Origin of the sequence: Acidovorax sp. KKS102 (assembly GCF_000302535.1) — a bacterium.
Taxonomy (GTDB): Bacteria; Pseudomonadota; Gammaproteobacteria; order Burkholderiales; family Burkholderiaceae_C; genus Acidovorax.
In genome coordinates this window covers 1,701,568-1,716,062 of record NC_018708.1, presented here as the reverse complement: position 1 = coordinate 1,716,062, position 14,495 = coordinate 1,701,568, and the positions used below count along the sequence as shown (strand labels likewise).

The window sequence follows — 14,495 nt, the reverse complement described above, 5'->3', positions numbered from 1 at the left end:
GGTCTGGCGCGCCGTTCAGCCCGCTAGCCTCTCGGGTGGTGCTGCGCGTGCAAGGACTTGAGCCGCTCGCGCGCCACGTGGGTGTAGATGGTGGTGGTGGAGATATCCGCATGGCCCAGCAGCAGCTGCACCACGCGCAGGTCGGCACCGTGGTTGAGCAGGTGCGTGGCAAACGCATGACGCAGCGTGTGGGGCGACAGCGGCACCGTGATGCCCGCCACCTGCGCCCACTTTTTGACGATGACCCAGAACATCACCCGCGTCATGCCACTGCCGCGCTGGGTGACGAACAGGTCGTCCGTCTGCTGCCCGCCCAGGATGGCGCCGCGGGCCTCGTTCAGATAGCGCAGCAGCCACGCCCGCGCCTCTTCGCCAAACGGCACCAGGCGCTCCTTGCTGCCCTTGCCCATCACCCGCAGCACGCCCTCGTTCAGGCCGACCTGAAAGGTCTTGAGCGTGACCAGCTCGGTCACGCGCAGGCCGCTGGCGTACATCAGCTCCAGCATGGTGCGGTCGCGCAGGCCCAGGGGGGTGCCCAGGTCGGGCGCGTTCAGCAGCGCCTCCACCTGCGCCTGCGACAAGGTCTTGGGCACGCGCAGCGGCTGGCGTGCGGCCTGCAGCCGCACGGTGGGATCGGTGGTGATGCGCCGCTCGCGCAGCGCCCAGTGAAAGTAGCGGCGCAACACCGTGAGGCGCCGGTTGGCCGAGGTGGCGCGCGTCTGCGCGTGGCGGGCGGCAAAGTAGGCCTGCAGGTGGTGTTCGGCCGTGTCGTCCAGCGCCAGCGCGGGCTGCTGGTCGGCCAGCCACTGCGCGTACAGCGTCAGGTCACGCCGGTAGGCGGCCAGCGTGTTGCGCGACAGGCCGTCTTCCAGCCACAGGGCGTCCACAAAGGTGTCGATGGCATTCAGACTGGGAGCAAGCATCCAAAAACCATAGCATGCATCGCGTGCATTCAGCTCCACAGGCACAAAAAAGCCGCCCGAAGGCGGCTGGGGACGGAAGCGGTGGCGTTTATTCCAGCGTCAGCTTCTGCTTGACGACCACATCCTTGTAGACAGCGAACTCGGCCTTGATCTGCTCGGCAAACTGCTCGGGCGTGTTGCCGATCACGAGCGAGCCCGTGTCTTCGATGCGCTTCTTCACGGCCGGGTCTTCCAGGGCCTTGCGCACACCGGCGTTGATCTTGTCCACCACATCCTTGGGCAGACCCTTGGGGCCCACGATGCCGTAGTAAGCCATGCGGTTCACCGGCTCCAGGCCCAGTTCCTTGAAAGTGGGCACATTGGGTAGGGCCGCCACGCGCTGGGGCGCTGCGACGACGATGGGCACCAGACGGTTTTCCTTGATGAAGGGCAGCGCCGAGGGCAGGTTGTCAAAAATCATGGGCACCTGGCCCGCCACGGTGTCGTTCAGGGCCGGGCCCGCACCGCGGTAGGGGATGTGCGTCACAAAGGTGCCCGAGAGGTTCTTGTACAGCTCCATCTGCAGGTGGCCGATGCCGCCTGTGCCGGACGAGGAGTACGAATACTTGCCGGGCGACTTCTTCAGTTCGGCCACGAACGACTTGTAGTCCTTGGCCGGGAAGCTGGGGTTCACCGCAATGATGTTGGGCGTGGCCGCAATGTTGATGATGGGCGAGAAGTCCGTCAACGGGTTGTACGGCGTTTTGGGGTTGATGGCAGGGTTGGCGGCGGTGGTGGACACTGTGGCCACGCCCAGCGTGTAGCCGTCGGCCGTGGCGCGGGCAAGTTCGGCCGCACCCACAATGCCGCCGCCACCGGCCTTGTTGTCCACGATCACGCTCTGGCCGAGTACGCGGCCCAGGGGCTCGGCGATCACGCGCGCAATGATGTCGGTGGTGCCACCGGGTGCAAAGGGCACAACCAGTCGGATCACCTTGTTGGGGTAGCCTTGTGCGGCAGCCGATCCAGCTGCGGCAGCCAGTACGGTCAGCGCAAGCCATTGACGACGATACATGGAAATCTCCTTCGTGCGGGGTAACAACAAACAGCGCCGATGGTATGCGCAACACCCGCCAAACCGCCCTGCGGATTCCACATAAGGGCTAACCCTAAAAATAGGTGCAGGTGGGCAGTTTCAGGCCACCCCTTCAACCTGTCGGGAGCCCCGCCAGGCTTGCCATGCATCAAGTATTCTCGGCGCGTGAACTACGCCCAACTCCTGCTCCCCGACTTTTCACTCATCTTCCTGGGGTACCTGATCTGCCGGTACACAGCCCTGAACCGCTCGGTCTGGCAGCCGGTCGAGAGCCTGGTGTATTACCTGCTGTTCCCAGTGCTGCTTTTCCAGTCCATCGTCAAAAGCCCGATGGATATTGGTGCGGCGTCTGGCTTGATCGGCGCAGGCATGTTGTCGGGCGTGATCGGCATCGCGCTGGCCTACAGCCTGCCGCACTGGCCCTGGGTGGGCAAATACATCGACGTGCGCGACCACGCGGCCAGCGCGCAGGTGGCGTTCCGCTTCAACTCCTTCATTGGCCTGGCCATTGCCGAGCGGCTGGCGGGCACGCAGGGCCTGTTGATGATTGCCGTGCTGATCGGTGTGTGTGTGCCGCTGTTCAACGTGGCGGCCGTGTGGCCCATGGCCCGCCATGGGCAGCACAGCTTTGCCCGCGAGCTGTTGCGCAACCCGCTGATCATTGCCACCGCCTCAGGCCTGGCAGCCAACCTGCTGGGCTTTCAGATCCCCGAATGGGCGGTGCCCACGGTCAGCCGCATCAGCTCCGCATCACTGGCACTGGGCCTGATGGCGGCCGGGGCGGGGCTTCAGTTTGGCCTGCTCACGCGGGGCAAGACACTGAGCGTATCGGTGCTGGCCATCCGCCACCTGGTGCAGCCGCTGGTGGCGTTTGGCATGGCCCGCATATTTGGTCTCGACGCCGTGCAGACCACCGTGCTCCTGGCCTTTGCCGCCTTGCCCACGGCATCGACCTGCTATGTGCTGGCAGCGCGCATGGGCTACAACGGGCCGTATGTGGCGGGGCTGGTCACGCTGTCCACCTTGCTGGGCATCGTGAGCCTGCCGTTTGCGCTGGGGGTGCTGCGATGAGCCGGGGTCTGAACCGCAGGCGGCTGCTGGGCGCCAGTCTGGTCGCCACCTTGAGCATGGTCGCGTGTGGCCGCAAACCGCCGCGTGCCCAAGCGGTGCCGCCGGGCGCCACGGTGCTGGCGCTGGGCGACTCGCTCACATCGGGCGTGGGGGCCTCTGTCGACACGGCCTACCCGGCCGAGCTGGCACGCCTGACGGGCTGGAAGGTGGTCAACGGCGGCGTGTCGGGAGACACCTCGGCCCAGGCGCTTGCACGCCTGCCGGGCCTGCTGCAGCAGCACCAGCCCGCGCTGGTCATCGTAAGCATTGGTGGCAACGACTTTTTGCGGCGCCAGAGCGCGGCCACCACGCGCGCCAACATCCTGCGCATTTGCAGCGAGGCCAAGGGCAGCGGCGCCCAGGTGCTGCTGGTGGCTGTGCCCGAGCTGTCGCTGATGGCCGCTGCCGGCCGCCTGAGCGACCACCCGCTGTACGAAGAGATTGCCGAAGAGCTGAAGATCCCGCTGCACGCCAAAGGCTGGTCGAGCGTGCTCGCGCAAGAGCGGTTGCGGTCGGACCAGATCCACGCCAACGCCGCAGGGTATGCGGAGTTTGTCCAGGGACTGGTGGGCACTTTGCGGCAGACAGGGCTGCTGGCGCAGTAAGGACCCGTCGCAACGGCTATCACTCCCATTTTGATAGCTACTCAGGCATATTGCACTAGCGCTACCAGGCGATTTCTTTCAAAAACGCCTTCAACCCGCCTCCAGCGCCCAGGCCACATGCTCCCGCACCAGCGCACTGGCGTCCTCTGCGCGTGACTGCAGCGCAGTGCGCAAGGCGTCGTCGCCGGTGGCGCGCAGCGCATTGCCCAGTGCCACCGCCACATTGCGCAGCCAGCGCTCATGGCCTATGCGGCGAATGGGGCCGCCCTCGGTCATGCGCAAGAAGGTGGCTTCGTCCCACGCAAACAGGTGCACCAGTTGCTGGCCTGAGAGGCCTTTGCGCTCATCAAAGTCGGGCAGGCGGCTGACCTGGGCAAACTTGTTCCAGGGGCAAATGAGCTGGCAGTCATCGCAGCCATAGATGCGGTTGCCCAGCAGAGGGCGCAGTTCCACGGGGATGGGCCCGGCGTGTTCGATGGTGAGGTACGAGATGCAGCGCCTCGCGTCGATGCGGTGCGGCGCGATGATCGCCTGCGTCGGGCAGATGTCGATGCACGCATTGCAGCTGCCGCAGTGCGCGGTGACGGGCTCGCTCGGTGGCAGCGCCATGTCCACATAAATCTCGCCCAAAAAGAACATGGACCCGGCCTCGCGGTTGAGCACCAGCGTGTGCTTGCCGCGCCAGCCCTGGCCGCTGCGCGCAGCCAGCTCGGCCTCCAGCACCGGGGCGGAGTCGGTGAACACGCGGTGACCAAACGGGCCGATGGCCTCGGCAATGCGGTCGCTGAGCTTTTGCAGCCGCGCACGCAGCACCTTGTGGTAGTCGCGCCCCCGGGCATAGACGGAGACGATGCCCTCGTGCGGGCGCTGCAGGCGGGAGAGTTCGGCCGCCTGCCAGCCCCCGGGCACATCCCTGGCCGTATCGCGCGGCAAATAATCCATGCGCGCCGTGATCACACTCACAGTGCCGGGCACCAGCTCGGCCGGGCGCGCGCGCTTCATGCCGTGGGATGCCATGTAATGCATGTCACCATGGAAGCCCTGCGCCAGCCAGGCCGCTAGACCCGGCTCGGCCGCAGACAAGTCCACCCCCGCCACGCCGATTTGGGAAAATCCCAGCTCGCGGGCCCACTCCTGCATTTGAGGAACGAGTTGACTGTTGCACCACATACCGGCCAGATTGTAGAAAGCGGCAGCGATGCCCCTGGCGCCCCCCCCGGCGACACTTCTGCCGAACCCACGCGCCAATTCACCTGGCATGGCGAGGAAGACACCGCCGCCTTTGCCCAGCGCCTGGCCGCACAACCCCTGCTGGCCAACGCCTTCGTGACCCTGCACGGCGACCTGGGTGCGGGCAAGACCACCCTGGTGCGCCACCTGCTGCGCGCCCTGGGTGTGCAAGGCCGTATCAAGAGCCCCACCTATGCCGTGGTGGAGCCCCACGAGGCCCCGGGTCTGTCAATCTGGCACTTCGACTTCTACCGTTTTGACGATCCGCGCGAGTGGGAAGACGCCGGTTTCAGGGACATTTTTGCCAACCCCGGTCTCAAGGTGGCAGAATGGCCGGAAAAGGCTGCAGCGCTTACTCCGCTTGCAGACCTTGCTATTCACATTGAAGCAACGGATGACACCGAAAGGAAGGTCACGCTGCATGCCCCCACCGCCACCGGGCGCAGCCTGCTGCAAGCTCTCTGAGACGCCGTGAACGAACCCACCTTGCCTGCCCGCCAAGCCCCCCAGCCATCGCGCCGCGCCGTGCTGCGCGCCAGCAGCCTGGTACTGCTGCTGGGTACACAGCAGATTGCACGCGGCGCCACCATCGTGGCCGTGCGCGTGTGGCCTGCCCCTGAGTATTCACGCGTCACCATCGAGTCCGATGGCGCGCTGGTGGCCAAGCAGTTTTTCGTGACCTCGCCGCCGCGCTTGGCGGTGGACATTGAGGGCATCGACCTGAGCCCCGAGCTGCGCGAACTGGTGGCCAAGGTCAAGCCCGACGACCCCAACATCGCGGGCATCCGCGTGGGCCAGAACGCGCCCGGCGTGGTGCGCCTGGTGGTGGACCTCAAGCAGCCCGCCATGCCGCAGGTGTTCACCCTGCCGCCTGTGGCCGCCTACCGCCACCGGCTGGTGTTTGACCTGTACCCTGCAGCGCCTGTGGACCCGCTGGAGGCCCTGATTGCCGAGCGCCTGCGCGATGCCAACGGCCCCGCTGCTGCGTCTGCCCCCTCGCCTGCCAGCGCCCCTGCCACCGCCCGCGCGCCCGCACCGGCTGCCGAGCACGACCCGCTGGGCGACCTGATCGCGCAGCGCGCAAATGGCCCCACCACCGGCAGCACAGGTGCACAGCCGCCCGCCCCGCCACCAGCAGTGGCGGCGGCGCCTGCACCCGGGGCAGCCCCCGCAGCGCCATCGCGCCCCGGCAACCGCGCCACAGCCACCGAGACCGACCGCATCATCATCGTGGCACTCGACCCCGGCCACGGGGGCGAAGACCCCGGCGCCATTGGCCCCTCCGGCACCCGCGAAAAAGACGTGGTGCTGCGCGTGGCCCACCTGCTGCGCGACCGCATCAACGCCACCACCGTGGGCGGCAACCCCATGCGCGCCTACCTCACGCGCGACGGCGACTACTTTGTGCCCCTGGGCACCCGCGTGCAAAAAGCCCGGCGCGTGCAGGCCGACCTGTTCGTCTCCATCCATGCCGACGCCTTCACCACGCCCGAGGCGCGCGGCGCCAGCGTGTTTGCGCTGAGCCAGGGCGGGGCCTCCAGCACCGCAGCCCGCTGGCTGGCCAACAAGGAAAACCAGGCCGACCTGGTGGGCGGCATCAACGTGCAGTCCAAGGACCAGCATGTGCAGCGCGCGCTGCTGGACATGAGCACCACCGCGCAGATCAACGACAGCCTCAAGCTCGGCACCGTGCTGCTGGGCGAGATCGGCAATGTGGGCAAGCTGCACAAGCCGCGCGTGGAGCAGGCAGGCTTTGCCGTGCTCAAGGCGCCCGACATCCCCAGCGTGCTGGTCGAAACCGCCTTCATCAGCAACCCCGAAGAGGAAAAGCGCCTGCGCAGCAGCGCCTACCAGGAGCAGCTGGCCGATGCGCTGATGCGCGGCATCACGCGCTACTTTGCCAAGAACCCACCGCTGGCGCGCAGCCGGTCGGTGTAGGCAGGTCCAAGGGCCGGGCGCGCGGGGCAGCCAGACCACCTTGCGCGCACTGCCAACTGCAGGCACAGTAGGCTGCATCGGCCGGGCGCGCACCGCGCCCAGGCCAGCAAGGAGAACTGCCATGGCCCTGCCCCACGCCCAATCTGGCCAGATCGTCAGCGTGCGCCCTCTGGGGGCGCGTTTGGCCGACACCGTCACCACCGCCATCCTCAAAGCCGGCCAGCTCGAAGTCATGCGGGTGGTCCTGCCGGTGGGCAAATCCATGAAAGAGCACCAGACGCCCGGCGAGGCCACCGTGTTGTGCATCGAGGGCGTGGTGGAGTTTGCGAGCGACCAGGGCGTGCAGCAGTTGCACCCCGGCGACTTTGTGCATCTGGCACCGCGCGCGCTGCATTCGCTCAAGGCGGTGGAGCCTGCGTCCCTGCTGGTCACGATGTGCCTCAAGCCGGCCCCAACCGCTTGAGCCGCTGCCCGCCAAGGCGGTCAGCGCCCCAGCCGGAACACGCTCACGATCTCTGACAGCCGCGCCGCCTGGTGCTTGAGGCTGTCGGCCGCCGCCGCGCTCTGCTCCACCAGCGCAGCGTTCTGCTGGGTGACCTGGTCGAGCTGCATCACCGCCTCGCCCACCTGGCTGATGCCGATGGTCTGCTCGCCCGTGGCGCTGGAGATTTCGCCAATCAGGTCGCTCACCCGCTGCACTTGGGCGACGATGTCTTCCATGCTCTGCCCGGCGTTGCTCACCAGCTGCGTGCCGTTTTCCACCTTCTCCACACTCGCACCGATCAGGGCCTTGATCTCCTTGGCGGCTTCGGCGCTACGCTGGGCCAGGCTGCGCACCTCGCTGGCCACCACGGCAAAGCCACGGCCCTGTTCACCGGCGCGTGCGGCCTCCACCGCCGCGTTCAGCGCCAGGATGTTGGTCTGGAATGCAATGCCGTCGATCACGCTGATGATGTCGGTGATCTTTCGGGACGCGGCCGAGATGTCCTGCATGGTCGTCACCACCTGGCCCACCACCTCGCCGCCCTTGACTGCCGCCTGCGATGCCGAGCCGGCCAGCGTCGCGGCCTTGCGCGCGGTGTCGGCGTTGTTCTTCACGGTGCTGGTGATCTGCTCCATGGAGGCGGCCGTTTCCTCCAGGTTGCTGGCCTGCTCTTCCGTGCGCTGGCTCAGGTCCGCATTGCCCATGGCGATCTCGCTGGAGCCCGTGGCAATGCTGTCGCTGCTGTGCCGCACATCGGCCACGATGCGCACCAGCGAGGTCTGCATGCCCTGCATGGCCCGCATCATCTCGGCCACCTCGCCCCGCCCATGCACCTCGATGGGCTGGGACAGGTCGCCCTCGCCAATGCGCTGCGCCACCGCGCTCACCGCCCCCAGCGAGCGTCGGATGCGCTGCACCACCACCCACGACAGCACCACCAGCAGCGCGAGCCCCGCCACGCCGGCCACCAGCACCGTCATGCGGTAGGACTGGATGAGTTCAGCCGCCTCGGCCGCCTGCTCGGCCGAGCGGCGCACCTGGTAATCGACCATCTTGTCAGCAATGGCGTTGTACTTGTCCAGCACTGGGGCAAACGTGCCCAGCGCATAGGCGCGCGCCTGGGCCATGTCGCCCGCCTTTTTCAGCTCCAGCGACTTGTCGCGCGTCTCCAGGTACGACTTGCGGATGGTGGCCAGCTCCTCCTGGATGCGCAGGCCCTCGGGGCTGTTTTCCAGCTCGGTGTAGCGCTTTTGCACCTTGCTGGTGTCGGCCGTGGTGGCCGCCATCGTGTCCTTGAAGTAGTTTTGCAGGTCATCGCCCTCGGTCTGGGCGATGGAGAACACGCGCGTGGAATTGACGGCGATGTTGCTGCGCCAGCGCAGCGCCAGTTGCAGCCTCTCCACCTGCTCTGATGCGAGATGGTCCACCGTGGCCCCCAGATGCTGCACCCGCACAAGGCTGAGCACCAGCACCACCACCAGCGCCAGCACCGCCACCCCCACGATCAAGCTGATCTGCTGCGCCACCGTCAATTGAGCGCCCACGGCCCCCCGGCCGGCGTGCTGGATGTGCTGGGTCATCGCGTGTCCTTGTGTAAGTTTTGTACGCCCAGGAAATGATCTGCCTGCGCAACGCGGTTGGCAACAGCGCCAAGCGCAGGCAAACCCTTAGAGCCTGCTGAGGTTTTGGCCGGGGATCCGTCCACGCGCTCTAGGAGCCTGTCCTACAGCCACCGCCCTCGCCTGCCTACACCGACAAAAAGCATCACGAGCCACAGTAGAGGCACAGGTCGAGCTTCAGCCGCCACTGCGGAAGGGGACCACGGCCTGACTCCACAACCATCAAGGAATCTCGCCATGAAAATCCGTCACATTCTTCTCGCGACCACTTGCACCGCGGCCCTGGCACTGGGTGGTTGTGCATCCAACCCCACCAACGCCCAAGTGGGCACTGGCGTCGGCGCCGTGGTCGGCGGCGTTGCCGGTAATGCCATCTTCGGCGGCCCCGTGGGCACCATCGGCGGTGCCGCAGCCGGCGCCCTCATCGGCCATGAGGTGGGTGAAGACCGCGACCAGCGTCGCCCCTACCGCCGTTAAATTTGCGGGGCGCTGAGCGCTCCCGCTGGATGCTCAGCACCTGTTTGGGCATCAAAAAAGCGGCAGGCGCATGATCCACATGCGCCTGCCGCTCTTGTTTTGGTAGCAGATGGGCGATCTTCAGACCGTACGCGCCTGACGCCCTGCGCGCCACGCGCCAAAGATGGCGATCAGGCCCGGCACAAAAATCATCGCCCAGATGATCTTGTCCAGGTTCTCCTTGACCCACGCAAAGTTGCCGAAGAAGTACCCCGCCGTGGCAATACCGAGCACCCACAGCAGCGCACCACCCACGTTGTACGCGGTGAACTTGGCACGGTTCATTTCAGCCACACCCGCCACGAAGGGTGCAAACGTGCGGATGAAGGGCATGAAGCGCGCAATCACGATGGTGATGCCGCCGTAGCGCTCATAAAACTCATGCGCCTGATTGAACGCCCGGCGGTTGAACCAGCGCGAATCCTCCCACTGGAACACCTTGGGTCCAAAGTAGCGGCCAATCGAATAGTTGCACTGGTCGCCCAAAATGGCCGCCGCCAGCAGCACCCCGCACGCCAGCGGAAAGTTCATCATCCCCGCCCCACACAGCGCGCCCACGATGAACAGCAGCGAGTCGCCCGGCAGGAACGGCATCACCACCAGACCCGTTTCGACAAACACGATGGCGAACAGCAGCGCATACACCCACATGCCGTAGGTCTGCACAAACGCCTCCAGGTACTTGTCCACGTGCAGGATGAAGTCGATGAGAAAAGTGACAAGTTCCATGAAGAGGCAGGCCCGGCGCGGCGCGGAAAAAAGGTGGGCGCATTATCCCCATCCCGTCCGCCGCACCGCCCGATATCCCTGCACAGCCCCCGCCCTAAAATCCCCCGGGTGAACGACACCACCTCCTCCCTCGCAGCGGCGCAGCCCGCCTCCGGCCCCACGCCCCCCGCGCGCCGCCCCATCCGCGATCTGCCCGATGAGCTGATCAGCCAGATTGCAGCTGGCGAGGTGGTGGAGCGCCCGGCCTCGGTGGTGCGGGAACTGGTGGACAACGCACTGGACGCGGGTGCCACGCAAATCACTGTGCGGCTGTCGGCAGGTGGGGTGCGGCTGATCACGGTGGAAGACGATGGTGGTGGCATTCCGCAAGAAGAACTGCCCGTGGCCCTGCGCCGCCACGCCACCAGCAAGATCACCAACCTGAACGACCTGGAGACCGTGGCCACCATGGGCTTTCGGGGCGAGGCGCTGGCGGCGATTGCCTCGGTGTCGGAGATGGCCCTGCTCTCGCGCCCGGCGGCTCAGGCCAGCGCCTTCTTGCTGGACGCACGCAGCGGCGAGCTGCGCCCCGCCGCACGCAGCACCGGCACCACGGTGGAGGTGAAGGAACTGTTCTTCTCCACCCCCGCGCGCCGCAAGTTCTTGAAGACCGACGCCACCGAGCTGGCGCACTGCATTGAATCGGTGCGCCGCCACGCGCTGGCGCGGCCTGATGTGGGCTTTGCCATCTGGCACGAGGGCAAGCTGGTGGAGCAGTGGCGCGCCACCTTCGTGCCCGGCCAAACCGATGCGCAGGATGCGCTGGCCCGGCGCCTGTCAGATGTGCTGGGCGAGGACTTCGTCACCCAGTCGGTTGCTGTGCAGCACCGCGTGGGGCCTGTCACCGTCACCGGCCGCGCAGGCCTGCCCGACGCGGCCCGCTCGCGGCCTGACCACCAGTACTGCTACGTCAACGGCCGCTTTGTGCGTGACAAGGTGCTCACCCACGCGGCCCGCAGCGCCTACGAAGACGTGCTACACGGCAACAAGCAGCCCATCTACGCGCTGTATGTGGAGATTGACCCGGCGCGTGTGGACGTGAACGTGCACCCCACCAAGATCGAGGTGCGCTTTCGCGACAGCCGCGAGGTGCACCAGGCCGTGCGCCATGCGGTAGAAAACGCGCTCGCAGCGCCCCGCGCCGCCGCACTGGCAGCGGCTGCGGTGGCGCCCAACCCCACTACAGCAGGTGATGCGGAACATTTCAAGCCCCAGACGCCCCAAGCGCTAGTGTGGAATGCCCAGGCTGCTATCAAATTTGAAGAACGCGGCCACCGCGTCGAAGACTTGGCGGCCCTGTGGGCACCGCGCGGTGCGCCCTCCGCAAGCACTATGGCAGACCCAGCGTCTGGCGCTGCGGTGGGTGGGCTGTGGGCACCTTCGGCCCAGGCCGATGCGAACCCAACGCCTCCAGCGCCCGCAATGCCTGGTACATCCGGCGCGTCTGCTACGGGGTGGGATGGCGCGCAGCCTGCAGAGATAGCGGCGCCCTCTGCAGCATCCACAACCGCGCCCCGTGCCAACAACCCGTCCACGGCCTGGCCCGTGGGCCGCGATGGCCAGGAAACCGCCTGGCCCCTGGGCAAGGCCGTGGCGCAGTTACACGGTGTGTACATCCTGGCCGAAAACGCCCAGGGCATGGTGGTGGTGGACATGCATGCCGCCCACGAACGCATCGTCTACGAGCGCCTGAAGGCCCAGGTGGACAGCGGCGCGCGCATCGCGAGTCAGCCCTTGCTGATCCCTGCCACCTTCGCCGCCACGCCACAGGAAGTCGCGACGGCCGAAGAGTCTGCCGAGGTGCTGGCCATGCTGGGCCTGGAGGTGGTGCCCTTCTCCCCCAAGACGCTGGCCGTGCGCGCCGTGCCCACCACATTGGCGCAGGGCGACCCGGTAGAGCTGGCTCGCAGCGTGCTGGCCGAACTGGCCGCACACGACGCCACCACCGTGGTGCAGCGCGCCCGCAATGAAATCCTGGGCACCATGGCCTGCCACGGTGCCGTGCGGGCCAACCGCAAACTCACCATCGACGAGATGAACGCCTTGCTGCGCCAGATGGAAACCACCGACCGCTCCGACCAGTGCAACCATGGCCGCCCCACCTGGCGGCAGCTGAGCATGAAGGAGCTGGACGCGTTGTTCCTGCGTGGACGGTAGCGGCGGGCACCACCCCGCCCGCGACATAGCCAGAGCCCCCTCCTCCAGCCATTGCCCATCGCCCTCCATGACCCCTCGTTGCAGCACCACCGCCCCTACACCCGCCCTGAACCTGCTGGCGGCCACCACCGCCCTGTGCCTGGCCTGGCCCGCCCACGCCGGGCGCCCCCTGTCCGTGGACGATGCGGGCGTGGACGAGGTGGGCCAGGGTCACGTCGAAGTGTGGTGGGAGGGCCAGCGCGGCCAGCCCGGCACGGTGTCCATGGCCCCTGCGTTCACCCCCATCGCTGGACTGGAGCTGGGCGCCGTGTTGGCGCGTGACCGCAACGAGCGCCATACCCTGCAAGGCCTGCAGGCCAAGTGGCTGTGGAGCCCCGCGCAAGAACAAGGCTGCAACGCAGGCAGCAGCGCGGGCGTCGTGCACCGGCGCCAAGGTGCCGGGCAGAGCGCAGGCAGCGTGGTCGCGCTCAATCTCATCGGCACCTGCGCCGCGACCTGGGGCGTGGTCAATGCCAACCTGGGCAGCCAGCGCGAGCGCGGCCAGTCCTGGCGCGCCACCTGGGGCGCCTCGGTGGAACGCAGCTGGGGCGCCATCACGCCGCACCTGGAAGCCTTTGGCACCCAGCACGGCGCCCCCACGTTTCAGACCGGCGCCCGGTGGGAGTGGGCGCCCGGCAGGCAGCTCGACGCCACCATTGGCCGCCAGCAAGGGCGCACCTTGCTCAGCGTGGGGTTTGCGCTGGGGTTCTGACCCCGCACCACACCGTCGCATAAAAAAAGCCCGCCGAAGCGGGCTTTTTGACGGGTGCGCAGAACGCTACTTAGTAGCGTGCAGTGGCATCTTTCAGTTGTCCCGCGCTGCCTTGGCCGTGTCGGCAAAGTCGCTGAACACGCCGTCCACACCCAGGTTGTAGAACAGCTTGTACTCGGCCTTGGGGTCGCCCTTGAAGTCCGAGGCCAGGCGCTTGGCTTCGTTGCGGAAGGTGTAGGCGTGCACGAACAGGCCTTCAGCGTGTGCGTTCTTCACCACGTCAGTAGGCGCCATCATCACGCGGTCGCGCTCGTCGATCTTGCCGTCGCCGTTCAGGTCGTCAGGCTTGCCGTCCTTGTTGGCATCCACTTGCTTGGAGGGGATCAGGTAGGGCTTCCAGGGACCAATGCCGTCGGCATAGGTCTTGACTTCCTTGAGGCCCGCGGGGGTCAGCAGGCTGGCGAAGGTGCGCGAGTCACCGGCCACGGCAAAGTCATAGGGCTTGTCGTACGGGGCCACCAGCGACATGGTGCCATCGGGGTTCACATCGTCTGCGTCCACCAGCTGCACCAGGCGCACCTGGGTCTTGGTGCGCAGGTACTTGAGGTTGGAGACTTCGAACGACTGGATGATGACGGGTGAGCTCTTGGAGGTGTAGCCGTACTTGGCCAGGATGGCCAGCAGGCGGTCTTCCAACGGCAGGCCTTGCTTGACGTGGTAGGTGGGGTGCTTGGTCTCGGGGTACACGCCCACGGTGCGGCCCGCCTTGGCGCCTTCGGTCTTGGCCAGGTCCAGCACTTCTTCAAAGGTGGGGATCTGGAACTTGCCGTTGTACGACTGGTCGCGGTCGGAAAGGGGCTGGATGGCGCGCAGGGTCTTGAGTTCGGCCAGGGTGAAGTCGGTGACAAACCAGCCTTCTTCCTCTACGCCGTCCACCACTTTCTTGGTCTTGCGGCTGGCGAATTCGGGGCGGGTGGAGACATCGGTGGTGCCGGTGATGTTGGGCTCGTGGCGGGCGACCAGCACACCATCCTTGGTGGCCACCAGATCGGGCTCGATGAAGTCGGCGCCCATGTCGATGGCCAGCTTGTAGCCTTCCAGCGTGTGGTCGGGCCGGTAGCCCGCCGTGCCCCGGTGGCCGATGACCAGGGGCTTGTCGCCGTTCAGGGTGGGGTACGGATAGTTGTCGCTGCCGCCGCAGGCTGCCAGCGTGGCCACCATGGCCAGCGCGCCCCATTTCACACCAGGGATGTGCATGCTCTTCTCCTCGCTATGTTGTTGGTAGAACCGCCGAACTGTGGCGTCGGCATGTGACAAGG

14 protein-coding genes are annotated in these 14,495 nt (G+C 66.7%); 8 read left to right on the top strand and 6 right to left on the bottom strand.

Going from position 1 to position 14,495, the window contains the following annotated elements:
- Positions 1 to 23: 23 nt before the first annotated feature.
- Positions 24 to 923, bottom strand: a complete 900-nt coding sequence (gene xerD / locus C380_RS07810) for a site-specific tyrosine recombinase XerD (RefSeq protein ID WP_015013317.1) — start codon at positions 921 to 923, stop codon at positions 24 to 26.
- 88 nt (positions 924 to 1,011) lie between these two features.
- Positions 1,012 to 1,977: a tripartite tricarboxylate transporter substrate binding protein BugE gene (locus C380_RS07805; protein ID WP_015013316.1), complete on the bottom strand. Its 966-nt coding sequence runs from the start codon at positions 1,975 to 1,977 to the stop codon at positions 1,012 to 1,014.
- A 186-nt stretch (positions 1,978 to 2,163) separates the two neighbouring features.
- On the opposite strand from C380_RS07805, the gene C380_RS07800 reads away from it, so the two are divergent.
- Both C380_RS07800 and C380_RS07795 read left to right on the top strand, forming a co-directional pair.
- Positions 2,164 to 3,069: an AEC family transporter gene (locus C380_RS07800; RefSeq protein ID WP_015013315.1), complete on the top strand. Its 906-nt coding sequence runs from the start codon at positions 2,164 to 2,166 to the stop codon at positions 3,067 to 3,069.
- Positions 3,066 to 3,713 carry a GDSL-type esterase/lipase family protein gene (locus C380_RS07795; protein WP_015013314.1) on the top strand — a complete coding sequence of 216 codons (648 nt, stop codon included), beginning with the start codon at positions 3,066 to 3,068 and terminating at the stop codon, positions 3,711 to 3,713. Before C380_RS07800 ends, C380_RS07795 begins: the two co-directional genes overlap by 4 nt.
- A 90-nt stretch (positions 3,714 to 3,803) precedes the next feature.
- Here C380_RS07795 and queG read toward each other — a convergent pair whose 3' ends face one another.
- Positions 3,804 to 4,853, bottom strand: coding sequence for a tRNA epoxyqueuosine(34) reductase QueG (gene queG / locus C380_RS07790; protein WP_015013313.1), 1,050 nt, complete (start codon positions 4,851 to 4,853; stop codon positions 3,804 to 3,806).
- 12 nt (positions 4,854 to 4,865) lie between these two features.
- On the opposite strand from queG, the gene tsaE reads away from it, so the two are divergent.
- The 3 genes from tsaE to C380_RS07775 all read left to right on the top strand — a co-directional run bounded on the left by tsaE (position 4,866) and on the right by C380_RS07775 (position 7,344).
- On the top strand, positions 4,866 to 5,408 hold the full coding sequence (gene tsaE / locus C380_RS07785; protein ID WP_015013312.1) for a tRNA (adenosine(37)-N6)-threonylcarbamoyltransferase complex ATPase subunit type 1 TsaE: 543 nt from the start codon (positions 4,866 to 4,868) through the stop codon (positions 5,406 to 5,408).
- A gap of 6 nt (positions 5,409 to 5,414) precedes the next feature.
- Positions 5,415 to 6,881, top strand: a complete 1,467-nt coding sequence (locus tag C380_RS07780; RefSeq protein WP_015013311.1) for an N-acetylmuramoyl-L-alanine amidase — start codon at positions 5,415 to 5,417, stop codon at positions 6,879 to 6,881.
- Between the two features lie 121 nt (positions 6,882 to 7,002).
- Positions 7,003 to 7,344 carry a cupin domain-containing protein gene (locus tag C380_RS07775; RefSeq protein ID WP_015013310.1) on the top strand — a complete coding sequence of 114 codons (342 nt, stop codon included), beginning with the start codon at positions 7,003 to 7,005 and terminating at the stop codon, positions 7,342 to 7,344.
- A gap of 20 nt (positions 7,345 to 7,364) precedes the next feature.
- On the opposite strand, the gene C380_RS07770 is transcribed toward C380_RS07775, so the two are convergent.
- Positions 7,365 to 8,945: a methyl-accepting chemotaxis protein gene (locus C380_RS07770; RefSeq protein WP_015013309.1), complete on the bottom strand. Its 1,581-nt coding sequence runs from the start codon at positions 8,943 to 8,945 to the stop codon at positions 7,365 to 7,367.
- A 276-nt stretch (positions 8,946 to 9,221) separates the two neighbouring features.
- Between C380_RS07770 and C380_RS07765 the strand changes: the two genes are divergently transcribed.
- Positions 9,222 to 9,461, top strand: coding sequence for a glycine zipper 2TM domain-containing protein (locus C380_RS07765; RefSeq protein WP_015013308.1), 240 nt, complete (start codon positions 9,222 to 9,224; stop codon positions 9,459 to 9,461).
- Between the two features lie 120 nt (positions 9,462 to 9,581).
- Here the strand turns inward: C380_RS07765 and C380_RS07760 are convergent, their stop codons facing one another.
- Positions 9,582 to 10,229 (bottom strand): DedA family protein, encoded by a 648-nt coding sequence (locus tag C380_RS07760; RefSeq protein ID WP_015013307.1) that lies wholly within the window; start codon positions 10,227 to 10,229, stop codon positions 9,582 to 9,584.
- Between the two features lie 108 nt (positions 10,230 to 10,337).
- On the opposite strand from C380_RS07760, the gene mutL reads away from it, so the two are divergent.
- Together mutL and C380_RS07750 are read left to right on the top strand one after the other, a co-directional pair.
- Positions 10,338 to 12,425, top strand: coding sequence for a DNA mismatch repair endonuclease MutL (gene mutL / locus C380_RS07755; RefSeq protein WP_015013306.1), 2,088 nt, complete (start codon positions 10,338 to 10,340; stop codon positions 12,423 to 12,425).
- Between the two features lie 67 nt (positions 12,426 to 12,492).
- On the top strand, positions 12,493 to 13,176 hold the full coding sequence (locus C380_RS07750; protein ID WP_015013305.1) for a hypothetical protein: 684 nt from the start codon (positions 12,493 to 12,495) through the stop codon (positions 13,174 to 13,176).
- A gap of 93 nt (positions 13,177 to 13,269) precedes the next feature.
- On the opposite strand, the gene C380_RS07745 is transcribed toward C380_RS07750, so the two are convergent.
- A complete protein-coding gene (locus C380_RS07745) occupies positions 13,270 to 14,433 on the bottom strand; it encodes a glycerophosphodiester phosphodiesterase (RefSeq protein ID WP_015013304.1) in 1,164 nt (387 codons plus the stop codon).
- Positions 14,434 to 14,495 lie beyond the last annotated feature (62 nt).